General features: G+C 39.1%; 26 protein-coding genes and 4 tRNA genes. 20 read left to right on the plus strand and 10 right to left on the minus strand.

Translation table 11 applies throughout. The features are described from left to right. Positions 1-27: 27 nt before the first annotated feature. Positions 28-903: a metal-dependent hydrolase gene (locus tag FY049_RS19490; protein WP_446084193.1), complete on the minus strand. Its 876-nt coding sequence runs from the start codon at positions 901-903 to the stop codon at positions 28-30. 154 nt (positions 904-1,057) lie between these two features. Between FY049_RS19490 and FY049_RS19495 the strand changes: the two genes are divergently transcribed. Further along, complete coding sequence (locus FY049_RS19495) at positions 1,058-2,092, plus strand: AraC family transcriptional regulator (protein ID WP_056514004.1); 1,035 nt, start codon at positions 1,058-1,060, stop codon at positions 2,090-2,092. A 158-nt stretch (positions 2,093-2,250) separates the two neighbouring features. On the opposite strand, the gene FY049_RS19500 is transcribed toward FY049_RS19495, so the two are convergent. Next, on the minus strand, positions 2,251-3,582 hold the full coding sequence (locus FY049_RS19500) for a Na+/H+ antiporter NhaC family protein (RefSeq protein ID WP_105714430.1): 1,332 nt from the start codon (positions 3,580-3,582) through the stop codon (positions 2,251-2,253). Between the two features lie 421 nt (positions 3,583-4,003). Between FY049_RS19500 and trpA the strand changes: the two genes are divergently transcribed. Genes trpA through FY049_RS19520 form a run of 4 tightly spaced genes read left to right on the plus strand, consistent with a single transcriptional unit; the run spans position 4,004 to position 7,987 of the window. Then, complete coding sequence (trpA, locus tag FY049_RS19505; protein WP_004723986.1) at positions 4,004-4,807, plus strand: tryptophan synthase subunit alpha; 804 nt, start codon at positions 4,004-4,006, stop codon at positions 4,805-4,807. Then, positions 4,804-5,700, plus strand: a complete 897-nt coding sequence (accD, locus tag FY049_RS19510) for an acetyl-CoA carboxylase, carboxyltransferase subunit beta (protein ID WP_446084194.1) — start codon at positions 4,804-4,806, stop codon at positions 5,698-5,700. The genes trpA and accD overlap by 4 nt, the downstream gene beginning before the upstream one ends. Then, positions 5,697-6,986 carry a bifunctional tetrahydrofolate synthase/dihydrofolate synthase gene (gene folC / locus FY049_RS19515; protein ID WP_327857734.1) on the plus strand — a complete coding sequence of 430 codons (1,290 nt, stop codon included), beginning with the start codon at positions 5,697-5,699 and terminating at the stop codon, positions 6,984-6,986. Before accD ends, folC begins: the two co-directional genes overlap by 4 nt. Next, positions 6,977-7,987 carry an SPOR domain-containing protein gene (locus tag FY049_RS19520; protein ID WP_446084195.1) on the plus strand — a complete coding sequence of 337 codons (1,011 nt, stop codon included), beginning with the start codon at positions 6,977-6,979 and terminating at the stop codon, positions 7,985-7,987. Before folC ends, FY049_RS19520 begins: the two co-directional genes overlap by 10 nt. A 10-nt stretch (positions 7,988-7,997) precedes the next feature. On the opposite strand, the gene FY049_RS19525 is transcribed toward FY049_RS19520, so the two are convergent. Continuing rightward, the gene (locus FY049_RS19525; protein WP_224964256.1) at positions 7,998-8,603 is read right to left on the minus strand and encodes a dual specificity protein phosphatase family protein; all 606 of its coding nucleotides are present in this window, start codon (positions 8,601-8,603) and stop codon (positions 7,998-8,000) included. After that, on the minus strand, positions 8,596-9,414 hold the full coding sequence (locus FY049_RS19530; RefSeq protein WP_446084196.1) for an MBL fold metallo-hydrolase: 819 nt from the start codon (positions 9,412-9,414) through the stop codon (positions 8,596-8,598). The genes FY049_RS19525 and FY049_RS19530 overlap by 8 nt, the downstream gene beginning before the upstream one ends. A gap of 329 nt (positions 9,415-9,743) precedes the next feature. Between FY049_RS19530 and FY049_RS19535 the strand changes: the two genes are divergently transcribed. Then, positions 9,744-10,241, plus strand: coding sequence for a hypothetical protein (locus FY049_RS19535; RefSeq protein ID WP_056514021.1), 498 nt, complete (start codon positions 9,744-9,746; stop codon positions 10,239-10,241). Positions 10,242-10,299: 58 nt separating this feature from the next. Here the strand turns inward: FY049_RS19535 and FY049_RS19540 are convergent, their stop codons facing one another. Both FY049_RS19540 and FY049_RS19545 read right to left on the minus strand, forming a co-directional pair. Continuing rightward, positions 10,300-10,917 carry an L-threonylcarbamoyladenylate synthase gene (locus tag FY049_RS19540; RefSeq protein WP_446084197.1) on the minus strand — a complete coding sequence of 206 codons (618 nt, stop codon included), beginning with the start codon at positions 10,915-10,917 and terminating at the stop codon, positions 10,300-10,302. A gap of 84 nt (positions 10,918-11,001) precedes the next feature. Continuing rightward, on the minus strand, positions 11,002-11,664 hold the full coding sequence (locus FY049_RS19545) for an elongation factor P hydroxylase (RefSeq protein ID WP_446084198.1): 663 nt from the start codon (positions 11,662-11,664) through the stop codon (positions 11,002-11,004). 97 nt (positions 11,665-11,761) lie between these two features. On the opposite strand from FY049_RS19545, the gene FY049_RS19550 reads away from it, so the two are divergent. The 6 genes from FY049_RS19550 (at position 11,762) to lysM (ending at position 15,566) form a co-directional block, all read left to right on the plus strand. Further along, the gene (locus FY049_RS19550) at positions 11,762-12,325 is read left to right on the plus strand and encodes a YceD family protein (protein WP_004723966.1); all 564 of its coding nucleotides are present in this window, start codon (positions 11,762-11,764) and stop codon (positions 12,323-12,325) included. A gap of 74 nt (positions 12,326-12,399) precedes the next feature. Beyond that, positions 12,400-12,585 (plus strand): 50S ribosomal protein L32, encoded by a 186-nt coding sequence (rpmF, locus tag FY049_RS19555; protein WP_004723964.1) that lies wholly within the window; start codon positions 12,400-12,402, stop codon positions 12,583-12,585. A 166-nt stretch (positions 12,586-12,751) separates the two neighbouring features. Beyond that, positions 12,752-13,738 (plus strand): ACP S-malonyltransferase, encoded by a 987-nt coding sequence (gene fabD, locus FY049_RS19560; protein WP_004723962.1) that lies wholly within the window; start codon positions 12,752-12,754, stop codon positions 13,736-13,738. Continuing rightward, positions 13,735-14,469 carry a 3-oxoacyl-ACP reductase FabG gene (fabG, locus tag FY049_RS19565; RefSeq protein WP_004723960.1) on the plus strand — a complete coding sequence of 245 codons (735 nt, stop codon included), beginning with the start codon at positions 13,735-13,737 and terminating at the stop codon, positions 14,467-14,469. The genes fabD and fabG overlap by 4 nt, the downstream gene beginning before the upstream one ends. Before the next feature lie 86 nt (positions 14,470-14,555). Then, positions 14,556-14,792, plus strand: coding sequence for an acyl carrier protein (gene acpP, locus FY049_RS19570; protein ID WP_004723957.1), 237 nt, complete (start codon positions 14,556-14,558; stop codon positions 14,790-14,792). 300 nt (positions 14,793-15,092) lie between these two features. Beyond that, a complete protein-coding gene (gene lysM, locus FY049_RS19575; RefSeq protein WP_004723955.1) occupies positions 15,093-15,566 on the plus strand; it encodes a peptidoglycan-binding protein LysM in 474 nt (157 codons plus the stop codon). A 213-nt stretch (positions 15,567-15,779) separates the two neighbouring features. Here the strand turns inward: lysM and FY049_RS19580 are convergent, their stop codons facing one another. Next, positions 15,780-16,418, minus strand: coding sequence for a peroxiredoxin (locus FY049_RS19580; RefSeq protein ID WP_004723953.1), 639 nt, complete (start codon positions 16,416-16,418; stop codon positions 15,780-15,782). Positions 16,419-16,754: 336 nt separating this feature from the next. Between FY049_RS19580 and secA the strand changes: the two genes are divergently transcribed. The 8 genes from secA to FY049_RS19620 all read left to right on the plus strand — a co-directional run bounded on the left by secA (position 16,755) and on the right by FY049_RS19620 (position 23,159). After that, positions 16,755-19,472 carry a preprotein translocase subunit SecA gene (gene secA, locus FY049_RS19585; RefSeq protein WP_446084199.1) on the plus strand — a complete coding sequence of 906 codons (2,718 nt, stop codon included), beginning with the start codon at positions 16,755-16,757 and terminating at the stop codon, positions 19,470-19,472. A gap of 149 nt (positions 19,473-19,621) precedes the next feature. After that, positions 19,622-19,984, plus strand: a complete 363-nt coding sequence (locus FY049_RS19590) for a hypothetical protein (protein WP_004817737.1) — start codon at positions 19,622-19,624, stop codon at positions 19,982-19,984. 169 nt (positions 19,985-20,153) lie between these two features. Continuing rightward, complete coding sequence (gene argJ / locus FY049_RS19595) at positions 20,154-21,374, plus strand: bifunctional glutamate N-acetyltransferase/amino-acid acetyltransferase ArgJ (protein ID WP_446084200.1); 1,221 nt, start codon at positions 20,154-20,156, stop codon at positions 21,372-21,374. Between the two features lie 149 nt (positions 21,375-21,523). Continuing rightward, a complete protein-coding gene (nadA, locus tag FY049_RS19600; RefSeq protein ID WP_056514037.1) occupies positions 21,524-22,591 on the plus strand; it encodes a quinolinate synthase NadA in 1,068 nt (355 codons plus the stop codon). A 152-nt stretch (positions 22,592-22,743) separates the two neighbouring features. Then, positions 22,744-22,820 (plus strand) — tRNA-Pro (locus tag FY049_RS19605). 45 nt (positions 22,821-22,865) lie between these two features. Continuing rightward, a tRNA-Arg gene (locus tag FY049_RS19610) sits at positions 22,866-22,942 on the plus strand. Positions 22,943-22,983: 41 nt separating this feature from the next. Continuing rightward, positions 22,984-23,059, plus strand: a tRNA-His gene (locus FY049_RS19615). 23 nt (positions 23,060-23,082) lie between these two features. Then, positions 23,083-23,159: transfer RNA gene (locus FY049_RS19620), tRNA-Pro, on the plus strand. A gap of 141 nt (positions 23,160-23,300) precedes the next feature. On the opposite strand, the gene FY049_RS19625 is transcribed toward FY049_RS19620, so the two are convergent. From FY049_RS19625 to FY049_RS19635, 3 genes are read right to left on the minus strand one after another with little or no spacing between them, the layout of a single operon-like run. Then, on the minus strand, positions 23,301-23,780 hold the full coding sequence (locus FY049_RS19625) for an OmpA family protein (protein ID WP_056514039.1): 480 nt from the start codon (positions 23,778-23,780) through the stop codon (positions 23,301-23,303). A 15-nt stretch (positions 23,781-23,795) separates the two neighbouring features. Continuing rightward, entirely contained in the window at positions 23,796-25,013 is a 1,218-nt protein-coding gene (locus FY049_RS19630; protein ID WP_224964249.1) for a sensor domain-containing diguanylate cyclase, read from the minus strand. Between the two features lie 4 nt (positions 25,014-25,017). Beyond that, positions 25,018-25,521: a YfiR family protein gene (locus FY049_RS19635; protein WP_056514043.1), complete on the minus strand. Its 504-nt coding sequence runs from the start codon at positions 25,519-25,521 to the stop codon at positions 25,018-25,020. Positions 25,522-25,711: the final 190 nt, after the last annotated feature.

Consider the following 25,711-nt stretch of genomic DNA (forward strand, 5'->3'; position numbering starts at 1 on the left):
AGAACTGATCGGTTTATATCAAGACAGCTATAGTCCAGCCTGCCAAAATGCTTCACCTGCTTGAATAGGATCATTGGTTTCAGCCATCGTATCGACCCAAACTTGATATTGTCGAATTACAGGGTGTTGGCTCGGATGAAAATCTTTTTTAAACAAGTCTAAATATTCATTTTTCATTGCAGATAAAATCCCTTTTTTACCGAAGAACCAAGGCAATCCTTGCGTTGCCATTTTTAAACGTTCTATACGGCTGAATCCATCATGTTTAAGCATGATATTGGCACGGTAGAGGGTAAAGTTGAACATCATTATGGTGGTAAAGGCTAAAGCAAATCGACGTAAGTTGTCAGGGACCTCACCGACTTGTTGCATCACATCAAAGGCCACATCTCGATGTTCCATTTCTTCAATAGAATGCCACGCCAGTAAGGCCCGGACATAAGGGTGTGCTTCAGATAAGGTTGCTTTATGGCGGTAAAATGTTTCTGCCATCAAAGCGGTGAGATGTTCAGCAGCAGCTGTCATCGCAATATTGTATTGAGGCGAGCGTTGGCTCAATTCAAATTTAAAAATCTTACTTAAAAGTTGGATAAATTGATCGACAGGCATGCCTTGATCTTTCATGACCTGATTCATTTTGTCATGCGCAATACCATGTTGGGCTTCTTGACGAATAAAGTCAGCAACACGTTGTTGTAAATCTGGATCGGTGATTTTGTCACGGAAGAGCCGGACACTTTCTATGAAATAGCGCTCACCATCCGGGAAGGTCAGACTGAGTGCGTCAAATAGTCGTGTGCGGAAGGGATCTCCACCAAACCAGAAGCGTGGCACTTCTTCAAGTTTAAAGTTGAGCTTGGTTCGAACCACTGGATCGATCTGATATGTAACTAATGCATTCATTTTATTTTACTTGCATCACTGTTGATGATTTCAGTATGTCGGGATTTTGCAAGTTTGTTTTGACAGATATTGCCATTTTTTATACATTTTACGACAAAATGAAAATTTGCAATGTCAATTTTCTAAGTTAAAGGATTAAAAAGAGTGCAAGACGATGCAGGAATTACAGATCCCAAATGGTTATTTTCATCTCTGGCAGATGTATCTGTCTGAACGAGGGATTGATCTTGCGACGCTTGATTTCTTACAAGCGGATGAAAAAAAACATTTAATTGGAATTTTGTCACAGCCGATTGATACACAATCTTCCTATTTCTTCTTTCATCAACTGATTGAAAAAACCAAACAAGCGCTAGATTGCCCTCAGATCGTTTTTGAAATGGCAGAATATGTGCGACCTGAGCATTTTGGTGTTTTGGGCTATATGGCATCACGAAGTACAACCGTGGCAGAAGCTTTACAAAATATTATGCGCTTTAGCCGTTTGGTGATTGATGGTGACGAAGTTATTCCAATGCAAATGCAGCTCAAGGGAGAATATGTACATTTAATTTGGCCCTTTCATCATGAAAAATATATTCTTATTAATGAATTTACCAATGCGTTAATGATGCATCTCGCGCGTAAAATTGTACCGCCAAATCAATTTCCATTGCATGCGGTGCATTTTGCTCATGCACCACAGATGGCATTCTATCATTATCAAAAGTTCTACGGCTGTGAAGTCTCTTTCCATCAACCGCAATACAGTTTTGTCTTAGCCTCAGCAGGTTTAAATTTAAAAATCCAACAGGCAGATCCATCCTTAATGCAGCTTTTGGTCAAGCAGGCAGAGGAAGCTATTGCATCTAAACCTCGCTATGAAACCATTGCTCAGCGTTTACATTTGATTGTGGCAGAATATTTAAAGTTAAAACAACAAGCCCCAAAAATTGAAGAACTTACTCAAGAACTTCATATATCCACCCGGACTTTACAACGACAGTTAAGTGACTTACAGACGTCGTTTAAAAAAATTGTAGAGATTGAACGGATGAAGCGTTGTGATTTTTTATTGGAAAGCCACATGCCGTTCAGTGAAATTGCGATGCAGTTAGGTTATTCAGATCAGTCAGCTTTAACCAGAGCATATAAGGCTTTTAGTGGGCAGACCCTGCTCGAGAAAAAACAACAGTTGAAGTCATTGTGAAAAAACAGTTCAAATAAATTATGCTTTAAAAAAAAGCATTTAGATAGTATTGCTACTATCTAAGTGCTTAGTATGATTGTAATTTTTTAATTTATTCACAAAACACAGGTTGATCTGATTGTTGAATTGGTTTTTTAAAACCATGATTCAGCATGATTTCAAGTTATCTTTAATTTAGGAAATCTAAATACGATTGCCAAGATTGCAAATATCGCCAATACCCAACAATAATAAATCGAACCAATCAGCTCAACAGGGGACAGTTTGGCAATTGAGCATGCAAGTAATAGTTGTGCACCGTATGGAATCAAGCCCTGAACCACACAAGAGAAAATATCCATAAATGCAGCTGCACGTTTGGGATCAACAGCATATTCTTTGGCAACTTCTCGTGCCATGTCTCCAGATAAGATGATGGCAACCGTATTATTTGCGACAAACACATTTGAGAAAACCACAAGGAAGCTAATTCCAATTTCTCCCGCACGTTGCTGACCGATTTTAAATCGGCGAGTTAAGGCATAAATACGTTGAATTAACCATTCTAAACCGCCTTCTTTTTGCATAATCGCAGATAAACCACCTAAGAACATAGAAAGTAAGGCAACTTCAAACATACCCACAAAACCATCATAAATAGCGGCATTGTACTTAAGCAGGGTAAATTCAGGATTTTCAATGATGCCAAGACAACCCGAAAGTGCTATTCCGATGGTCAGCACTGCAAGTACATGTAAACGTGTAAATGCTAAAAAGAACACGATCACATAAGGCAAAATAAGCCATAAGTTATAGTTTTTATATTCAATGGTTTGTGCATGATGACTGGTCAAAATATAAATTAATATAGTGATAATCGCAGCAGGCAGTGCAATCCAGATATTCACCCGAAATTTATCACGCAGTTCTACATTTAGACTTCGAGTTGCTGCAATGGTGGTGTCTGAAATCATGGATAAGTTATCACCAAACATTGCCCCGCTGACCACAGCACCAATTGCATAAATGGGCTGAATATCCGTTGCTTGAGAAAAACCAAAAGCAATCGGCGCACATGCAGCAATGGTTCCCATCGATGTTCCCATTGCTGTGGCAATAAAGGCCGAAATGATGAAAAGCATCGGGAGGACAAATTCAGATGGAATAATCGATAAACCAAATTGAACAGTGGAGTCCACACTACCGATTGCACTGGTTACGCTGGCAAAGGCACCTGCAAGCATAAAGACCATAAACATCAAAATTAAATTGGGATGGCTTGCACCATGCAAAAATGTTTCTATAGCGGCATTGATTTTCCCTCTATACAGCAGGATGGCCAAAATAATTGCAGGAAGAGCAGCAATAGGGGCTTTCACTTGATAAAAAGCAAACTCAGTACCAATGATCGTGTGATAAATACCACTGCCTAAAAAAATGGCTAAAAAAACAATAAGCGGCAAGAGCGCAAGCACGCTGGCTTGCACTTTAGCCTGAGAATGTGTGGTCATAAGAGGAGATAAAAAATCAGAATCCTGACTAGTATAAACAGCTTTTGCAATTTCTGAAAAATAATTAAGTGATGTAGGTGATAGGGTGTTTGGCTGTAGGGTGATGATTTAACTTTATTTTTTACTCATAATGATATTTTTTTACAAGCTTGAAAATAGGTAGCTTTGATCATTGTCCTCAACTTGAAAATAGCGCTAAATGTATCCATGGGTTGTTTTATTATTTGTGATATAAAACAAGATACGCGAGAGCGACTATGTGACTCTATCCTTTGAGTAAAAAATAGCGTTACAATGCAGTGTCTTGTATTTATACATTTGGATGATTAAACCGTAAATAAATCCATTTTGAATTTATTTACTGGTGTTTAATGATCTAAAAACTCCTCAAGTTTGAACAATTCAAGGAATGTACAATCCTATGTCACGTTTAGCCACTCGTTTTGCACAGCTTAAATCTCAACAGCGTAAGGCTTTGGTTTCTTATGTTATGGCGGGTGATCCTCAACCACATGTAACCGTACCATTGTTACATCAAATGGTTGCAGCAGGCGTAGACGTAGTTGAACTTGGATTGCCATTTTCCGATCCTATGGCAGATGGTCCAGTGATTGCACTTGCAGCAGAGCGCGCTTTAGCTGCGGGTACCAATACCTTTGATGCCTTGAATATGGTTAAAGAATTTCGCCAAAAAGACACAACAACGCCAGTTGTTTTAATGGGGTATTTAAACCCTGTTGAAGTGATTGGTTATGAAAAGTTTGTGGCTTATGCGAATGACTGTGGTGTTGATGGTGTACTTCTTGTGGATTTACCACCTGAAGAAGCACAAGATTTAGATGAAGTATTGCAAAAGTACAATATGGATCAAATCTTCTTGCTTGCACCAACCTCTACCGATGAACGTATTCAGCATGTAGTGAAACAAGCAAGTGGCTTTATTTACTATGTGTCTCTAAAAGGCGTAACGGGTGCAGCAACATTGGATACAACGGAAGTTGCAGCACGTATTGAAAAAATCAAAACCTTTACCGATATTCCAGTTGGGGTAGGTTTTGGGATTAGTGATGCCGCTTCTGCAAAAGCAGTAGGTCAAGTTGCTGATGCAGTGATTGTCGGAAGTGCTTTTGTCAAACCATTTGCAAATCTTGCACCAGAACAAGCTGTTGAAGCAGCAGTGAATAAAGTCAAGGAGCTTCGAGCCGCGCTCGATGAGTTAGTATGAATCAAGAAGTGAAATCAGGGAAAATCCTCAGCGCAACAACGCCGTGGACAGATCGTACAGTTCCAGGCATCCATATGCCTGACCAACAACAAACACTCAAAGCGACGTTTACAGAACCAACCATTGAGTGCCCTGAATGTCATGCACTCGTGACTCGTACTGCAATGTCTTTCAATGCCTATGTTTGTCCATCATGCGATGAACATTTGAAAATGAAAGCACGTGATCGTTTAAATTGGCTTTTTGATAATGTGACCACTGAACTTGGTCAAGAATTTGCAGCAAAAGATCCTTTACATTTTGTAGACAGCAAGCCTTATCCAGAGCGTATTAAAGAAGCGCAGGAAAAAACAGGTGAAACTGAAGCCCTTGTGGTGATGCAAGGTCAAGTTAAAAATATTGCAATGGTTGCATGCGCATTTGAATTCGACTTTATGGCTGGATCAATGGGTACTGTGGTCGGTGACCGTTTTGTACAAGCTGCTGAAAAAGCGATTAAAGATAAGCAACCACTGATTTGTTTTGCTGCTTCAGGCGGTGCTCGTATGCAGGAAGGCATGTTGTCTTTGATGCAAATGGCGCGTACCTCTGCGGCGATTCAAAAAATCAAAGATGCGCATCTTCCGTATATCGTGGTATTAACCCATCCAGTGTATGGTGGTGTAACAGCATCATTGGCAATGTTAGGTGATGTACATATTGCTGAACCTAAAGCGATGATCGGTTTCGCGGGTAAACGTGTGATTGAACAAACAGTACGTGAGAAGCTGGAAGAACCGTTCCAACGTGCGGAATTTTTGCTTGATCATGGTGTAATCGATCAAATTGTTCATCGTCACGCATTACGTGATACTGTATATCGTATTGTAGCGAAACTGATGAATTTGCCTTGAACAACCAAACAGCACCTTTAAATACTGATGATTTACAAACATGGCTCGATTATTGGAGCCATGTTCACGTTACAGGGATTGATTTAGGCTTAGAGCGCGTGATTCCTGTGGCAGAACAACTCGGGGTGATTAACCCTAAAGCCAAAGTGATTACCGTTGCTGGAACAAATGGCAAAGGTTCAACCACAACAACACTCGCTGCGATTCTGAATGCGCAAGGGCTGAATGTTGGTTTATACCAGTCTCCACATATTTATCGTTTTAATGAACGGGTTAAACTGGCTGGACAAGAAGTTGATAATCAAACTTTGATTGATGCTTTTGTTGCGGTTGATCAAGCCCGCCGTATTTGTGATTTATCTTTATCTTTTTTTGAAGCCACAACTTTGGCTGCATTTGTTATTTTTAAACAAAAACAATGTGATGTTTGGGTACTTGAAGTTGGTCTTGGTGGTCGTTTGGATGTTGTCAATGTGATTGATCCAGATGTGGCTGTGATTACCAATATTGGTTTAGACCATACTGATTGGCTTGGCGATACAATTGAAAAAATTGCTTATGAAAAAGCCGGTATTATTCGAGCAAATATCCCTTTCATTTTTGCCGGTACACAAGACATACCACAAGCGATACAACATAAAGTACAAGAAACCAATGCCACGCTGTATGCGCTAAACCATGATTATTTTTATGATAATTCAGAAGATGGTCAATCTTGGAATTTTGCAAGCTCAGGAACGACTTTAAAACTTCCTTTAGGACACTTGGCACTGGAAAATATTTCTGCTGCTGTCGCTGCAATTTTGGTGAGCGGTTTAACGGTTTCACAACAGGCGATTTCGCAAGGTATTCAGAACGCACAATTGTCAGGGCGCTTTGAAATTAGAAAAATACACGATAAAACAGTAATTTTTGATGCGGGACACAATCCGCATGGTGTAGAATTTTTGTTAAAGCAATTGCGAAAATTCCTAGAATACAATAAACAGTACACAGAAGTTGTCTCTGTTTTTTCAATGTTGTCCGACAAAGATGTAGATTCTGTGGTCAAGTTGTTGAAAAATACTGTATTAAAGTGGAAAATTGCACCGTTAACTGTGCCTCGTGCGGCATCATTGGAACAATTACAAACTGCTTTACAGCATGAGACAGTTGAACAGTTTGATTGTGTACAAGCAGCATTTCAATCAGCGCTTGCAGAAACCAATAATAATCAGCTGATTTTGGTGTGTGGTTCATTCCATACCTTAGAAGCGGTCTGGGAGTATTTAGACGAATGTCAATGAATAACAAACAACGCTGGATGGGTGGTGTTGTTTTATTAAGTGGTGGTGTTCTATTGGCGGCATTGCTTCTAAAAGGTAAAGAAGAAATCCACCAAAGCCAAGCAGAGACACAGCCGATAAGCCAAGCTCAGCAAAATAAAGCGACACCTGCTGGTGAGCCTGTACAATTGCAGCCGTTGACTGTCGATGTTGCGACTGAAAAACGTCTGTTAGAAGAGCAGAAGCGTGCTCGTGAAAAAGCGGTTGCTGAACAAGAAGCAAAAGCAGCAGATTTTTTACGTATGCAACAACAGGCAGAAGCAGATGCTGCACGTAAAGCAGCTGAAGAGTATGCTGCTGCAAATGCAAGACGTGGTGCAGCTGCCGCCGCGGCACAGGAAGGGGCTGATATTCCTCCTGAGCTGGTACAGGATGAAAAAGCCAAAGCACAACAGAAAGCAGCAGAGCAGAAAAAACTTGAACAGCAAAATGCTCAATTAAAGCAAAAAGCCAATGCTGAAAAAAAGTTAGCTGAGCAGAAGCGTCAAGCTACCGCAGAAGCAGATAAAAAAGCCGCTGAAGAAAAGAAACGTAAATTAGAAGAACAACAAAAAGCAGATGAAAAACGTAAGCTAGATGCTGAAAAGAAAGCCGCTGCTGAGAAAAAGCAAGCGGAAGACAAGAAAGCAGAAGCGGATAAAAAACACAAAGCACAAGAAGAAGCAAAGAAAAAAGCGGAAGCTGAAAAAGCACGTGATTTGCTTGAAAATGGTGATAAGCAATGGATGGTACAAGTTGCGCTTGCCGCTAATGAAGCCAATGCCGATGCTGTCGCTGCTAAATTACGTGCCAAAGGGTATAAAGTGACCAAGAGTCCAACCTCAAAAGGTATTCGTATTATGGTTGGACCATCGAAAGATCGAGAGACTGCGGATTCAGCACGTAAGAAGATCAATTCTGATGCGAGTCTAGGCATGAAGTCGGCTTGGGTAATCGAGTGGGTACCTCTAGACCGACGTTAAACGCTATGAGTTAGGTATTTTTGGTTGAAGATGGATTCGCGAGCTGCTCACGGATCCATTTTATATTTTCAGGGGTAAAAAGTTTTTCAATATTGCCCCAGATTGGATGAAAGCCATAACCGCCATGCTTCATTTCATTTAAAGCATCATTCACAGACCAGTTCTCAAAAATAATTCGGTACATCGCAACACTTGCCCCAGTACGATCAGAACCGTGATAGCAATGGATTAAAACTTTTTGGTTGTTATCTTTCGCAACTTGAATCGTTTTCATGACATTGAGTAGATCATGACGATCAATTGCCCAAGTATTGATTGGGATATGAACCAATTGAAAGTTTTGCTTTGAAAGTACTGTTTTATCTTTATTGCGACTTCTTAAATTAATCACGACATCAATTTGATTGGTTTTTAACTCAGGAATAAGTTCAGCACTGGGTTGTTCACTACGGAAAATAGTATCACTGATCCGATAGAAATTATACTGTGGAGCAACGATAGTTCCCCATTGTTGCGGGCGCTCATGATCTGGAAGTGCAGCAGTTGTCATACATGCAGTGAGTTGTAAGCTGAGTGCGAATATAGCGGTATAACGTAATAATTGAGATTTAAGCATGTTTTAAATATCGGTCTAGTTCAATAGGATCATGGGCACAGATAATTTCAATCTTGGCTTCATTCAACGCAAGTTGTTGCAGTTGTGATAATGTTTTTAAGCGCAATGTATTATCTTCCGCTAGGAGATATTCAATTTTGTCGAGCGCGCGTAATCTATTCTTGGGGTTGAGTTCTAGATGATTAAAATAAGCATCGCCACAGAACAATAACCATCCATCTTGTTGCTTGATCGCTATACCGCAGTGTCCTACAGTATGGCCGACTAAAGGAATCAATAAAATTTCATCATTGAAAATATTAAAACCTTGAACTTTTTGGAAATTGAACCATGCTTCGCCATTTTTAGGTTCAAGAAAATTCCAGTAACGATGATTTTTAAATTGTTGCGGTCGATAGCGCAATTTGTTCATGACTGAAAGTTTTTGTGCTGCATTAAACTCACTGGATAAGATGTGAACCGTTGCATTGGGAAAGTCTGAAATACCACCGGCATGATCTAAGTCTAAATGACTGACCAAAATATGTTGAACATCAGATGGTTTAAAACCCAATTGTTGAATTTGAGAAATGGCTGTGAGATTGAAATCAGCTTGTATGCCACTGATTTTAGTAAAAGCTTTACCTAAGCGGGTTTGCGGATGTAGGTAGTCTTGCATCCCAAAACCAGTATCGACCAATACAAGACCTTTGTCTGTTTCAATTAATAGGCAATGACACACCATTTTGCCATACAAACCTTTTTGTCCGTATAGTGGTGCACACATCGGACACATGGTTCCACAATGTAAATGATGTACCTTGTAAATCATAATTAAGCATTTGTTTTTAGGATTGTGCTTTGTTTATAAACTGAATTGAGAAAAATACCAATCTAAAAATGATAGAGGTATGGTAATTCAATTATTCATGTTGAAATTAGGGGAAGCAGTTAAAGTTTCAAAATTGGATATTTAGAAACTTTAAATTTATCATTTTTAACATCAAAGCGTTAAGTTTAGTAATCGTTAAAATATGATATTTCAATCTTTAAGTATTTGTTTGTTATTTATAAAATTTAAAAAATGTATTGAATTTGTAGTGTAAAAATATATTATTTCTTTAGCTTTAATCATAAAAATACCAGTAACGTGAGAAAGAAATGAATATAAAATTTGTATCAGTTGGAATATTAATTATCGCAGGTTTATTTTTTGGTAATGAATATTATTGGAAAAAGCAGTTTGAACAGCGTGCTAGAGAAGACTATCAGTCGTTTGTATCTATAACGAAAATTAATGACACCATTGAGCGAGTAGGCTTGCCAATTAAACTTGATGCACTTAATCATTATCCGCATATTTTAGTTTATACCAACATCACTCAAGCTTTACCTCGCTCTGTGACCCAAGAGCGCTTACGTACAGAATTTAAGAAAATCAGTCATGGTTTATCTTGTGGTTATTTTGAATATATACATCAAAAAGAAGCAGAGGATAAGTATAAGGATATTACTCAAGGCATTGTTACTGTAGTAGAAAAAGATCAGGTGGCTATAACAACTATTTATAAAAATTATTTAGGCGAAGTCTTGTATGAAAACAAACAAGTACTTGCCCAATGTCCAGAATTTATCACGCTAAAACAAAGTATTGATTAAGTCGGTGTAATTCGAGTTGATACTTTTGGAGATGATCTAAGGAAATGTGGATAAGCGCTTATTCAAAAGCGCTTACATCACCGACACCACGACGGATAATTTCAGGGTTTACACCTGATAAATCAACGATACTGGTGGTGGTTAAGGTACCTAAACCACTGTCAATAAACACATCAATACGTTTTTCCAATAATTGTTCAATATCGTAGGGATCATCCATTGGTGCATCTTGACCAGGTAAAATCAAGGTACTGGTCAGTAAGGGTTCTCCCAACTCTTTTAATAGCATCTGACAGACGGAATTACTTGGAACACGTAAGCCGATGGTTTTTTTCTTGGGATGCATCAAGCGTCGTGGAACTTCACTGGTTGCGGGTAAAATATATGTGGTTACGGCTGGGGTATTGGCTTTAAGTAAACGATACATTGCATTGTCTACTTTGGCATAGGTTGCAATATCAGATAAATCCGCACAGATAATCGCGTATTGATGCTTTGCACCCAGACCACGGATCTGAGCAATACGTTCCATTGCACTTTTATTTCCAATCTGACAGCCGATTGCATAAGCCGCATCAGTTGGGTAAACCACAACATCACCTGCTCGAATTCTTTCGACTGCTTGGCTGATTAAACGTGGTTGAGGATTGTCAGGATGTACTCTTAAATGCAGCATATTTATTCTCCTGATTTATTGTTAATTCAATTATTACTTGGGAAAGTAAATCGTTGCAATCAATGTTTTAAAAAAATTACGGGTTTAATCAAGATCGTTACGATTAAATTCAGTGCTTTGTAATGTTTTGCCACCTCGAGTACATAGACAAATACACTGAATGAAGTGCTTTGCATCGCGTGGAAGTTTGGTTTTACCCGAAAAAAAATCCTGAACTTGAGCATAAACATTGTCTTTAAATGTCGAGCCGTCACCACCTTCACCAGTCAGATTATCCAGCGAAACTCGAAATTTTCGTCCAAATGCTTTGGAAAATAACCATTCAATGGCTTGAGGCTTGATTTCAACCTGCTCAAATAAGACTTGTTGTTCAGCTGTACGACCATCGGGTGCATACCAATAACCGAGATCTGGCAATAAACGGCGTTGTTCTCCAGCAATGCTCCAATGACTGATTTCATGCAAAGCGCTGTTGAAAAAACCATGTGCAAACTGAATACGGGCAGGGCTGTGTTCGCTAGCAGGAAAATACTCTGGTTCAAAATCACCACGAACAAGCGTCACATTTAGGTGGGAAAACCAGTGATTAAAGTGTAAGATAAGCCAATCAACGTGTTGCACTTCTGTTTGTAAGTTAGCCCATGATAAGCGTTGCACATCGGCGGCTTGCAATGTGTTTTCAGAAGTTGAATGCGTATTGAATTGTAATGAAGTAGTGACTTCAGGTTGCGGCTGCAACTGATGCATGGCTTGTATTACTCAAGAGATCTGTCTAAATAAGTACAAAATTGTATCTTAATCTTTGACAGAGTACCTATGAATTTGTAGAATTGCCGCCTTAATTATGTCAGCAAATACCTTTCCGGCACAGATAGAGCCGTTTAAATGGGCTGAACAAGGCTTTACATGGTCAGGTACCCTGCCATTGTCTCGCTTTGTTCGTATTTCCCGTGAAGCTGTTGGATCAATTGATGATCAATTGATCAATATAGACTGTAAGCTATCAATGGATGCGTATCATCGTATTGTTTGGCTAGATGGTCATGTAGATACTAAAGTTCCAATGGAATGTCAGCGTTGTCTGGATTCTGTTGAAATTACGCTAGTTTCTGACTTCCATTTGGCTTTAATAGATGATGAGTCACTGATAGAGCGCTTGGATGAGGATGCTGATTTCATCGTGCTAGGTGAAAGTGAAGCAACAATTAAAGGGGATTATTTAACCAATACTCCTTCGACTGTTGATTTACTTGCACTTTTAGAAGATGAATTGTTATTGTTGATGCCTCTGTCTCCTAAGCATGACGCTTGTGAACATAAGCATCAACCAGCCGTTCAGGACACTGTTGAAGAAAAACGGGATAATCCGTTTGAAGTTTTGGCAGGTTTGAAGGGTAAACTTAACTAAATTTTGTGTTATACTGTTAAGTTAAGACAACCGAATTTGTTCTGATCCATTTTTTCGATTTGTAAGGAGCCATCATGGCCGTTCAGCAAAACCGTAAAAGTCGCTCTCGCCGTGACATGCGCCGTTCACATGACGCTTTAACCGAGAATGCATTAACTGTAGACCAAACTACTGGTGAAACTCACCGTCGTCACCACGTGACTAAAGATGGTTTCTACCGTGGTCGTCAATTATTCGCTAAAGCAGCTGATGCTGAATAATTGGTGAACTATTAAGCGCAAGCTTAGTAAAAAAATGGGAGCGAAAGCTCCCTTTTTTTGTTTTCAATGACTGGGTTTTTTGTTGTATTTCGCAATTAAATAAATTTTTTTTTAATGTAAAATTGCGCCATCGGAAACGATCAAGATTAAATAAGGGACTTTTTATATGTCTGCCAAACGACTCGAACAAGCAGCTCAAGCAACAAAAACTGCATTTTTGTTTCCAGGTCAAGGTTCACAAAAAGTGGGTATGCTTGCTGAACTTGCAGAACAGTTTAGTGGTGTACAAGAAACCTTTACTGAAGCATCAGATGCCATCGGTTTTGATTTATGGCACATTGCACAAAGCGGTGAAGGTTTAGATCAAACTGAAAATACTCAACCTGTTTTATTGACAGCAAGTATTGCTTTATGGCGTGTATGGTTAGATCTTGGTGGTGTTGTACCAAAATACCTCGCAGGTCATTCATTAGGCGAATACAGTGCTTTAGTTGCTGCAGAGTCGATGACTTTGGCAGATGCAGTCAAGTTGGTAAATTTACGCGGTAAATTGATGCAAAGTGCTGTGCCTCAGGGGCAAGGCGCGATGGCGGCTATTCTCGGTCTAGATGATGCGAAAGTACTTGAACTGTGTGAGCAAGCCAATGTTCAAGGCCGTGGTTCTGTTGAAGCTGCAAACTATAATGCGCAAGGCCAAGTTGTTATCGCAGGTGACAAAACTCTAGTCGAAGCTGTAATGACCGTTGCCAAAGAAAACGGCGGTAAAGCGATTGCATTACCTGTATCTGTACCATCACATTGTTCTCTAATGAAACCTGCTGCTGAACAGTTTGCAGAAGCTTTGGAACAAACTGCCATTGAGCTACCAAGTATTCCTGTAATACAAAATGTCAATGCTGGAATCGCGACAGATACAAGCCAATTACGCTTAGCATTAACGGCGCAACTGTATCAGTCAGTACAGTGGACTAAAACCATGCAATTCATCCAAGACCAAGGTATTCAGTATGTTGCTGAATGTGGTCCAGGTAATGTATTGGCGAATTTAGCAAAACGTTTACCAAATATCGAAAAAGCATTTCCACTCGATACACAAAGTCGTATGGAAGATGCACTGAATGCTATCTTAGTGGCTGAAGGGAAAATTGCATGACACAAGAACGCAAAGTCGCATTAGTGACAGGCGCGAGCCGAGGGATTGGTGCTGCCATCGCTCAGCAATTGATTCAAGACGGTTATTTTGTTGTAGGTACGGCAACATCAGCAGCGGGCGCAGAAAAACTTTCAACAGTTTTTGCTGAAAATGGTGCGGGTGCATTACTTGATGTACGTGATGGTGCTGCAATTGATGCATTGGTATCTGACATTGAACAAAAATATGGTTCAGTGATGATACTTGTGAACAATGCAGGGATTACCAAAGACAATTTATTGTTACGTATGTCTGAAGATGATTGGGACGATATTCTCAATATTCATCTTAAAGCTGTATTCCGCTTATCTAAACGTGTATTGAAAGGTATGACCAAAGCTCGCTTTGGACGCATTATTAATATCAGTTCTGTTGTTGCACATTTTGCTAACCCAGGACAAGCCAACTATTCTGCTGCAAAAGCAGGGATTGAAGCTTTCAGTCGCAGTCTTGCAAAAGAAATGGGAAGCCGTCAGATTACAGTCAACTGTATTGCGCCTGGTTTTATCGCAACAGAAATGACTGAGCAGTTAAGTGAAGATATTCGCAAAAAAATGAGTGATCAAGTTGCGTTAAACCGATTTGGTCAACCAGAAGATATTGCAAATGCAGTAAGTTTTTTGGCTTCTGACAAAGCCAGTTACATTACAGGCACAGTATTACACGTAAATGGTGGTTTATACATGGCGTAATGCGATGTATAAACTTTGAAAAAAGTAAATATTCAATTAAACTATCAGGCAATTAAAAGCCGCCACAAGCAATGAGGAGAATTCCTGTGAGCGATATCGAACAACGCATTAAACAAGCTGTTGCAGAACAATTAGGTATCAAAGCTGAAGAAATCAAAAACGAAGCATCTTTCATGGATGATTTGGGTGCTGATTCTCTAGACCTAGTAGAACTTGTTATGTCTTTCGAAAATGACTTCGACATCACTATTCCAGATGAAGATTCTAACGAAATCACAACTGTTCAATCAGCTATCGACTATGTAACTAAAAAACTTGGTTAATGTGTTGATTGTATAGCACGTTGTTGTTATACGTAAAAAGACCACCTTTAGGTGGTTTTTTTATGCCTGAATTTAGCTGTATTGAGTGAATGTTTGCTTGGCGATGCCTTAACCTAAAAAGCAACTAAATAAGTTTAAAATCAAAAACATTGGTTACATACCGTTACCTTTTTATCACCAATGACAACGCACACTCTGACACTTTTTCGCTATAAAAATAGAGTTCTTAAATTTGTATAACAGTTCACAGTAATACATTCACAGTAAAACAACTTTCAATAATGATATGGAGTACGACATATGGGTCTTTTTGATTTTATTAAAGGAATTGGCAAGAAAAATACCGCACCAGCTGAGCCACAAGCAGCACCAGCAACGCCAGCAGAACCGTCTGCACAAGAAATTGCCAATAAGTTATTGGGGCACATTAAAGCGTTAGGCTTACCAGTAACAGGGCTTTCTGTAAGTTATAATGGTACTTCTGATTTGGCCACGATTCACGGTCAGGTACAAACTCAGGCAGATAAAGAGAAAATCATTCTTGCTGTGGGGAATATTGACCATGTGGCGCAAGTTGATGATCAAATGACAGTGGCAACACCTGAACCTGAAAGTAAGTTCTATACGGTTAAATCAGGCGATAATTTGTCTAAAATTTCAAAAGAATTTTATGGTGATGCCAACCAATATAATAAAATTTTTGAAGCGAACCGCCCATTGTTAAAAAATGCGGATGATATTTTCCCAGGACAAGTTTTACGTATTCCTGCATAACATTTGTTCGCTGATCTTTGATCATAAAAGGCACTTCGGTGCCTTTTTTATTTTTAAATGATTTTGCTTTTATTTTAGTATTTGTTGTTTGGTGTATTTTGAAGAGGGAAAAGAGTTTCGTTGCAATCAGTGGATCTTAAAAAAGACCACATCAAGTTTGGATGTGATCTTTTGAAGTTAGTTAGCTCTAATCTAAAAAATCAATATTGCATATTATTTATTGGGTTGTGGGGTAAGACGAAGATAAGGCTTAACCGCCGTATAACCTTTTGGGAAGCGTTCTTTAAGCTCCGCTTCATCTTTGATCGACGGGACGATGACAACATCTTCACCATCTTGCCAGTTTGCAGGTGTGGCAACTTTATAATTGTCAGTCAGTTGTAATGAATCAATCACACGTAAAATTTCTTTAAAATTACGTCCAGTTGATGCAGGGTAAGTAATGATTAAGCGAACTTTCTTATTGGGATCAATAATAATTAAAGAACGTACGGTGAGCGTTTCACTGGCATTTGGATGAATGAAATCATACAGCGTTGACACCTTACGATCTTTGTCTGCAATGATTGGGAAGTTTACAGTAGTATTTTGCGTTTCATTGATGTCGTTGATCCAACCTTTATGTGATTCAACATCATCGACTGAAAGGGCAATGGCTTTTACCCCACGCTGTTCAAACTCATCTTTTAGTTTTGCGGTATAGCCCAGCTCAGTGGTACATACTGGCGTATAATCAGCAGGGTGTGAGAATAAAACACCCCAACTGTCGCCCAAGTAATCATAAAACTTAATTGGGCCTTCACTAGATTCCTGAGTGAAATCTGGTGCAATGTCACCTAATCGTAAAGTCATTTTGAAACCTCAATATCTAAAAATGTTGTTTGTTATTTGGCTCGTCCAAACTACTATTACCCAGTTTTTTTATAATTAAAAATAGTGTTTTTGTATTTCTTTATGAAGAAAATAGATATTAATAAAAGAAGCATATGAAAAAAAACATATAATTGATCTCTACCTCACTGCAAATATCGGTTAAATTTGCTACATTAATGCGCCTTAGCTGATACGTGCTAGAACTAATCGTCAGATTTTTTTGATTGGATTTGTGCAAAACCCTTGTACTTCAAATTTCTACCACCATAATATCGTCTGAGAAAAATTTATTTCACAAAGATTTAGAGAGTTTATATGTTGGCAAGTCTGATCGGAGGAATCTTCGGTACTAAAAACGAGCGCGAACTAAAACGTATGCGTAAAATTGTCGATAAGATCAATGCGCTCGAGCCGACGACATCTGCACTCAGCGATGCAGACTTATCTGCAAAAACTGAAGAATTCAAACAAAGATATAAGAAAGGTGAAAGCCTAGATAAATTAATGCCAGAAGCGTTTGCGGTGTGTCGTGAAGCAGCAAAACGTGTCATGGGTATGCGTCATTATGATGTGCAGCTCATTGGTGGTATTACTTTGCATGAAGGAAAAATTGCAGAAATGCGTACAGGTGAAGGTAAAACCCTAATGGGTACTTTGGCTGTATATTTAAATGCGATTAGTGAACAAGGTGTTCATGTCATCACGGTCAACGATTACTTGGCACAACGTGATGCTGAATTAAACCGTCCGCTTTATGAGTTCTTGGGCTTAAGCGTTGGTGTAATCTATTCGATGCAATCACCAATAGAGAAAGCTGAGGCATATCGTTCAGATATTACTTACGGTACCAATAATGAATTTGGTTTCGATTATCTGCGCGATAACATGGTTTTCTCTATGGCAGAGAAAAAGCAACGTGGTTTGATTTATGCGATTATCGATGAGGTCGATTCGATCTTGATCGATGAAGCACGTACACCGTTGATTATTTCTGGTCAAAGTGATGATTCATCACAGCTTTATGTTGCAATCAATAGTATTCCACCGAAGTTGCATGCTCAAAAAGAAGAAAAAGTCGCAGATGGTGGTCATTTCTGGATTGATGAAAAACAACGCCAAGTTGAAATGACTGAAGTCGGTTATGAAACTGTTGAAGATGAACTGATTAAAATGGGCTTGTTGGCTGAAGGCGAAAGCTTATATTCACCATCAAATCTAAACCTCGTTCATCACGTGTCTGCTGCAATTCGTGCACATTTCCTGTATCAACGTAATGTTCACTACATTGTACATGATGGTGAAGTAATCATTGTCGATGAGAATACTGGTCGTACCATGCCTGGTCGTCGTTGGTCTGAAGGTTTGCACCAAGCTGTTGAAGCCAAAGAAGCGCTCGAAGTTCAACCTGAAAACCAAACTTTAGCAACAACCACATTCCAGAACTATTTCCGTTTATACAAAAAGCTTTCAGGTATGACAGGTACTGCTGATACTGAAGCTGCGGAAATGAAAGAAATTTATGGTTTGGATGTTGTGCTTATTCCAACCCATCGTCCGATGATTCGTAATGACCAAAACGATTTAATTTATTTAAACCGTAATGGTAAATACAACGCAATTATTGAAGAAATTCAGAAAATTCATGAAGCAGGTGTTGCGCCTATCTTGATTGGTACTGCAACCATTGAGGCTTCAGAAATTTTATCTGATAAGTTACGAGATGCGGGAATTACCCATGAAGTCTTGAACGCTAAACAACATGAGCGTGAAGCAGACATTATTGCTCAAGCGGGTTCACCACGTGCAGTGACCATTGCAACCAATATGGCAGGTCGTGGTACCGATATTTTGCTTGGTGGTAACTGGAAAGCAAAACTTGCCAAAATTGAAAACCATACTGTGGAAGATGAAGCTCGTCTTAAAGCAGAATGGGAACAAAACAATGAAATGGTGTTGAGTTCAGGTGGTTTACACATCATCGGTTCTGAACGTCATGAATCACGTCGTATTGATAACCAGTTGCGTGGTCGTTCTGGCCGTCAAGGTGACCCAGGTGTTTCACGTTTCTTCTTGTCATTAGAAGATGATTTGATGCGTATCTTCGCAGGTGATCGTGTTGTTGCAATGATGCGTGCGATGGGACTACAAGAGAATGAAGCCATTGAACATAAAATGGTGTCGCGTTCTATTGAAAATGCACAGCGTAAAGTTGAAGCACGTAACTTCGATATTCGTAAAAACTTATTGAAATACGATGATGTAAATAACGAACAACGTAAAATTATTTACTCTCAACGTGATGAAATTTTAGAAGAAAGCTCACTTCAAGATTATATTGAAGAAATGCATCGTGAAGTCGTAAAAGGCTTAATCGAAACCTATATTCCACCTGAATCAATCCATGACCAATGGGATATTCAAGGGCTTGAAAATGCATTGAATGAAGATTTAGGTATTAATCTTCCTGTAAATCAATGGTTGGAAGAAGATCGTCGTCTAGATGAAGAAGCCTTGGTTGAACGTATTTCTGATGAGATCGTTACACGTTACCGTAATCGTCGTGAACAGATGGGTGATGATACTGCTGCGACACTTGAACGTCACTTCATGCTGGGTTCTTTAGACCGTCATTGGAAAGACCATTTGGCTGCGATGGATTATTTGCGTCAAGGGATTCACTTACGTGGTTATGCACAAAAGAACCCTGAACAAGAATATAAGAAGGAAGCCTTCAATTTATTCGTCAATATGTTAGGTGTGATTAAGTCAGACGTGGTTACTGATATTTCTCGTGTGCATATCCCAACACCTGAAGAGCTTGCTGAAATGGAAGCTCAACAACAGGCTCAAGCTGAATCTATGCGTCTTAACTTCGCACATGATGAAGTGGATGGCTTAAGCGGTACGGTAAGTAATGAGATTGTTGATGCACAATTCACTCATAGTGATGAGGTTGTAGCTCCAGAAAGCCGTAATGCACCTTGTCCTTGTGGTTCAGGTTTGAAATACAAACAATGTCACGGCAAAATCTAATTGAGTGAATAGACCCTGAAAGTGTTACAAAAAAGCAGAACAATTGTTCTGCTTTTTTTACAAGTTATTACCATGCGTTAATTTTTATTGCAGGAAATGTGATTAAGTGGTATTAAGTTGCTCAATTGGAAAAGATCTTTGGGAAGATAATGAAAAAATTATTAAAACCTTTATTTGTTGCAACTTTAGCAGTTCCAGCATTGGCATTTGCAGATACAGCACCACAAACGACGACAGTGGAAAAAGTACAAGCTGCTACAGGCGCAGTAACAGCCCAAGCAGAAGTAAAAAATGAAACCACGACTGTGATTAGTCCACGTACTGGTATTCGTTATACTTTAGGGAATACAGGTGGACGCCCAATTATTTTGAAAACTGCGGCGATTGCAGCGGTAACACCTGCTACGGTTAATCGCGTTGTTGCTTCAAATCCAGCGTTGTCAGTATCTAGTCAAGAAAAAGTAAAGCAAGCATTATTGGCTGCGGATACCACGACTGCTGTTCAACAGTAAGGTATTAATGATGTGATGAAAGCCAGTATATTTACTGGCTTTTTTATTTTATATTCAAATGAATAAGCTTTTCTTATAGTAAAAATAAATAAGCATTTTAATAAGCTCGATTTTTATAGAGAATTCTAATAAGCTGTGTTTTCATTCTAATTCATGTGGACATTTGAAAATGGCTGTTGGTGACGTGTCTATGCCGCATATGCATGTGGTACAAGGTGTAAAAATTGGCTCTGCTGAGGCGTATGTCCGTTATCCAAATCGACGAGATTTAGTTATTTTTGAATTTGCACAAGGTACCAATGTTGCGGGTGTGTTTACCCAGAATGCATTTTGTGCAGCGCCCGTTCATGTGTCCAAAGCACATTTAGCACAAGCCAATCCACGCTATTTAGTCATCAATACTGGGAATGCTAATGCAGGCACAGGCAAATTGGGCATGCAAAATGCACAATTGACCTGTTTAAAGCTTGCTGAGTTAGCGCAGGTAGAAGAATTTGAGGTATTGCCATTCTCTACAGGGGTTATTGGCGAACAACTACCCATTGAGCGTTTAACGCAAGGTTTACAGCCTGCACTAAATAGTTTGAATGACGCTTCATGGCTGGACGCTGCGACTGGGATCATGACCACAGATACCACACCAAAAGGTGCCTCAGAACAGTTCGAGCTTGATGGTATAACGTATACAATGACTGGGATTTCTAAAGGTGCAGGCATGATTCGCCCAAATATGGCGACCATGCTGAGTTTTGTTGCAACCGATGCGCCAATTGCACGAAATCTTGTGCAAAAAATGTTAAAAATTAGCGCAGACCAATCATTTAACCGGATTACTGTGGATGGTGATACTTCTACCAATGATTCATGCATCTTTGCTGCAACAGGCATGGCTGGTGGTGTAGAAATTAGCAGTGAAGATGATGCACGTTATACTGTGGTCTTGGATGTTTTATCGCGTGTGATGAAGCGTTTGGCGCAACTGATTATTCGTGATGGGGAAGGGGCAACCAAATTCATTACTATCACGGTTGACGGTGGAAACGACACACAAGAATGCTGCGATATTGCTTATAGCATTGCCCATTCACCATTGGTTAAAACGGCAATTTTTGCGTCTGATCCAAACTGGGGGCGTATCCTTGCTGCGATTGGCTATGCTGGCGTGAAAGATTTGGATGTTGAAAAAATTCAAGTCTGGTTAGACGACGTGCAAATTTGTAAAGATGGTGGTGCTGCTGAAGACTATACCGAAGAAGCTGGTGCGCGTGTAATGTCACAGACAGAAATGACCATTCATGTAAACCTTGGTCGAGGGCAGGCCAAAGATACGGTATATACCTGTGACCTATCATATGATTATGTGAAAATTAATGCGGACTATCGTTCTTAACTACTGATTTTTTAAGGAGCCTCATTCGTGAGGCTTTTTTATAACAAAACATTTTTCGTGGTGAATTTATGTGCGCTAAACCGTACAATCAATTCACAAGTGTATAAACGCTAGCATGATGCCAGCGACAAGGAAAGAGAAGACCTCTTATGAATGATGCGAATAATTTAATTGCCAACGAAGCAAAATCGGTTGTGCAAGCGCATTTAGATCGTTTAGGTGAACCTAAGGACAATAGTCTGAGTCCAGCGGTAAAACAGCAGAAGTTTGCGCAAATTAAAGCTGAGTTGCAAAAAAACAATGCTGTTTTGGTGGCACATTATTATTGTGATCCAGATGTACAAGAACTTGCGGAAGCGACAGGTGGTTGTGTTTCTGATTCTTTGGAAATGGCACGTTTTGGACGTGATCATGAGGCATCTACACTGGTGGTCGCTGGGGTTAAATTTATGGGAGAAACCTCAAAAATTCTTTCTCCTGAAAAAACAGTACTTATGCCAACTTTGGAAGCAACCTGTTCGCTTGATCTCGGTTGTCCTGTAGATGAATTTACCGCATTTTGTGATGCGCATCCTGAGCATACTGTTGTGGTCTATGCCAATACCTCAGCAGCAGTTAAAGCACGTGCAGATTGGGTGGTGACTTCAAGTTGTGCTGTAGAGATCATTGAACACTTAGACAGTTTGGGCGAGAAAATTATTTGGGCACCAGATCAACATTTAGGCCGTTATATTCAAAAGAAAACCGGTGCTGATATGTTGCTTTGGGATGGTGCTTGTATCGTGCATGAAGAGTTTCGTGCCCGTGGTATTGAAAAGATGAAAGCGCTGTATCCGAATGCAGCTGTATTGGTACATCCTGAGTCACCAGAATCCGTGATTGATATTGCGGATGCGGTGGGAAGTACCTCACAACTGATCAAAGCAGCTCAAACATTGTCACAAGACACTCTAATTGTGGCTACAGACCGTGGCATTTTCTATAAAATGCAACAAGCTGTACCGCATAAGACCTTGATTGAAGCACCTACAGCAGGTGAGGGCGCAACTTGTCGTTCTTGTGCGCATTGCCCGTGGATGGCAATGAATGAATTAGATGGTATTTTGGCAGTTTTGCAAAAGGCCGATCAAGAAATATTCGTAGATACTGCTTTGGCTGAACGTGCTAAATTACCTTTAGATCGTATGTTGAACTTTAGTGCTCAATTAAAACGATAGAAATTGTATAAAAAACATCTGAAATGTTTGATTAATATACATTTGACGTGTTTTTTTAACTTTTTTTCAAGATAGGTGTTGACGTCTTGTGGCGTCACGCCTAGAATGCACACCGTACCGCACGATGTGCGATACACAAAAGCTGAGATGAACGGAGCATAGCACAGCCTGGTAGTGCACCTGGTTTGGGACCAGGGGGTCGTAGGTTCGAATCCTACTGCTCCGACCAATTCTTCAAGGCAAGTTAATCTGTGATATTAGTATCATTGGTCATGCGCCTGTAGCTCAGTTGGATAGAGCATCCGCCTTCTAAGCGGATGGTCACAGGTTCGAATCCTGTCAGGCGCACCATATGTTGCTTGATACTATAGATCCTAAAACTTAATGTGACGGTGGATGTAGCTCAGTTGGTAGAGCCCCGGATTGTGATTCCGGTTGTCGTGGGTTCGAGCCCCATCATTCACCCCAATTCCTTAAGTTTGTTGTAAATTCGGAGCATAGCACAGCCTGGTAGTGCACCTGGTTTGGGACCAGGGGGTCGTAGGTTCGAATCCTACTGCTCCGACCATTTAAGCATCAGCTTAAATATAAATTATCCGCTTAAAGGCGGTTTTTTTATGCCTGAAATTTGTGCTTGTCAACGAAGCGTCAAATTCTAGAGACCTAAAAAAGATCTCCGTAGAGATCTTTTTTAATAAAGAGAAGATTATCAAGGAATAATAATCACCGCAACACGACGGTTTTCAGCTTTATTCTCTTCTGAATCATTTGCTTTAAGTGGCTGCTCAGCCCCTTTTCCAATCACTTGGATATTTTGTGGATTAAATTTTTGCTCAATGAATATATTTGAAACATTTTGAGCACGTTCTTTGGATAATTTTAAATTGTATTCTGGATTTCCGATATTATCGGTATGGCCTACAATTTTGAGCTTATCGAGATGATATTTATGTAACTGCGTTGCTAAACGAACCAATTCAGTGTGGCGCTCTGTATTAATATCTGATTCATTAAAACCAAACAATAAACGTTCTGGTAGACCTAGACTCCAACCTTCATCCGTTAATACAAAGCCTTCTTTCTTGAGCACGCGTGCTTGTTTATAACTCAACCCACCTAGATTCATACAGCCTGTGAGTGCTAGGCAGAGGATTGCAAGAATGGAAAGTTGTACGTTTTTTAAAGTCATAGAAACCCCCTAATATTATGAATGGTAAATAAACCAATGATGCTGTAACGATTTTGCTTTGTACATAGCTTGATCTGCTTGAGAAATTAAGTCTTCTGGGCTTGAGGCCTGGCTAGAGATAGCAATACCGATACTAAAACTAAAAGAAATGGATTGTCCTTTATAGATTAAAGGATCTTCACAACATTTAATTAGATTTTCCGCAATAGAGATGAGATGTTCAATTTTAGAAATGGAACGTAAAATAATTGCAAACTCATCTCCTGCAAGACGTGCGACAAAATCATCTTGGCGAATATGTCGTCTTAATCGTGAAGCCATTTCTTTTAAAACTTCATCACCCACCAAATGTCCATACTGATCATTAATGGCTTTAAAATTATTATTATCAATAAATAATAGCGCTAAATTCTCACGCTGACCGGCGTCTTCATATAGATTACATAAAACTTGATAAAAATAATTACGATTGGGCAATTCGGTCAAATGGTCATGTTGAACTTGATAAGAAAGTTCACTATTTTCGTTTTGAAGATGGGTGTGCCAAGATTGAATTTCATCTAAGAGTTGGTTGAACACACTGTTTAAGTCTTGAAATTCTTTTACATCACTTTTAGGGAATCTTAAGTTGTATGCTTTCTGATTTCTTAATAGTTGTGCAATTTGTATAATCGGTAAAAATGAACCCATAATATGGCGATAGGTCAAGTTTACCGACCACCATACAGCAAAAACCATAAAGAGCATGCCAAACGCTAAGCCGGTAAAAATTTTAAAAATAAACATTAAAATTTCATTGGAACTTCCATAGAGTACAACTTGACCGACCAGCTTTCCTTGATGTTGGACGTTTAACTTGATGGATTCTTTTAAAAAGATATGATCAAAAAAGTTTTGAATATAAGAATAATGTTCAACATTTTTGAGACTTTCTGCGACTTTATGGCCTTGATTATCATAAACTTCAATCAGACGTACTGAATGTTGGAAGGTATATTCATTGATAATCTGTGAAATCGCAATTTTATCAGAGAACACCAGCGCAGGTTGAACACGTTCAGACACGGTTCGGCTGATTAATAATAGGTTTTGTTTCGCATAAGATTCAACGGTAAATACTGAAATCGTGACAAAAGTAGACGTACTAATAAATAAAGTGATTGCAAAGGTCGTAAATTGAGATTTACGAAACAATGTTTGTAAGGAACTCGATTTAAAAAATTTATTCATCATTATTTTAATCCGAATTCTTTGCCAGTAATAAAACACGTGGGTCAACATGTATTTTAGACTGAGCTAAACTATCTAGATTCACTTTAAAAATAGTATTTCCTGTTTTGTTGGTGGATAAGCAAAAAACGCTGCCAATTTCACATTCAGAATTACTTGAGCTAAACGATAAAATAGATGAATTTAATGATTTTCCAATAAGAGCCTGTTCGGTTTGTGCTGAAGTATTGGAAAAAAATACCGCATCACAATGACGATTTTTTAGATCAGCGGAATGTATCGCATTTATATTAAAAGGAGACTTATTTGATTTGATATAAGCAGAAAATTGGTTTGCATAGGATGCATTATCAACGACGCATAATTCTGGATTCGGAGTGTTCCATTTTGCATAACTTAGTATAGATAAAGTCATCATGAAAATATTATGTGACGAATTGGCTGAGGAATAGTTGCAGCAAAAGAGCAAAATTCCTAAACAGAAGCTTCTTCTATTTATAAAACGGGCCATATTCGACTTAATTTATTAAATGATAAAATTATTTCAAATAGTTTAAAGAAAAAAAACAAATATAAATAGCTTAAAATTTAAATAAAAACATGAGTTGCTTTATTAGTATGAGAAAAAATGGTGCAAAAAATAGCTAAAAATCGACTTTTTTTGCTATTTTGGTTGAAAAATGTCCAGTTGATGAAAAAGT

This window comes from Acinetobacter sp. 1125_18A (assembly GCF_052824985.1).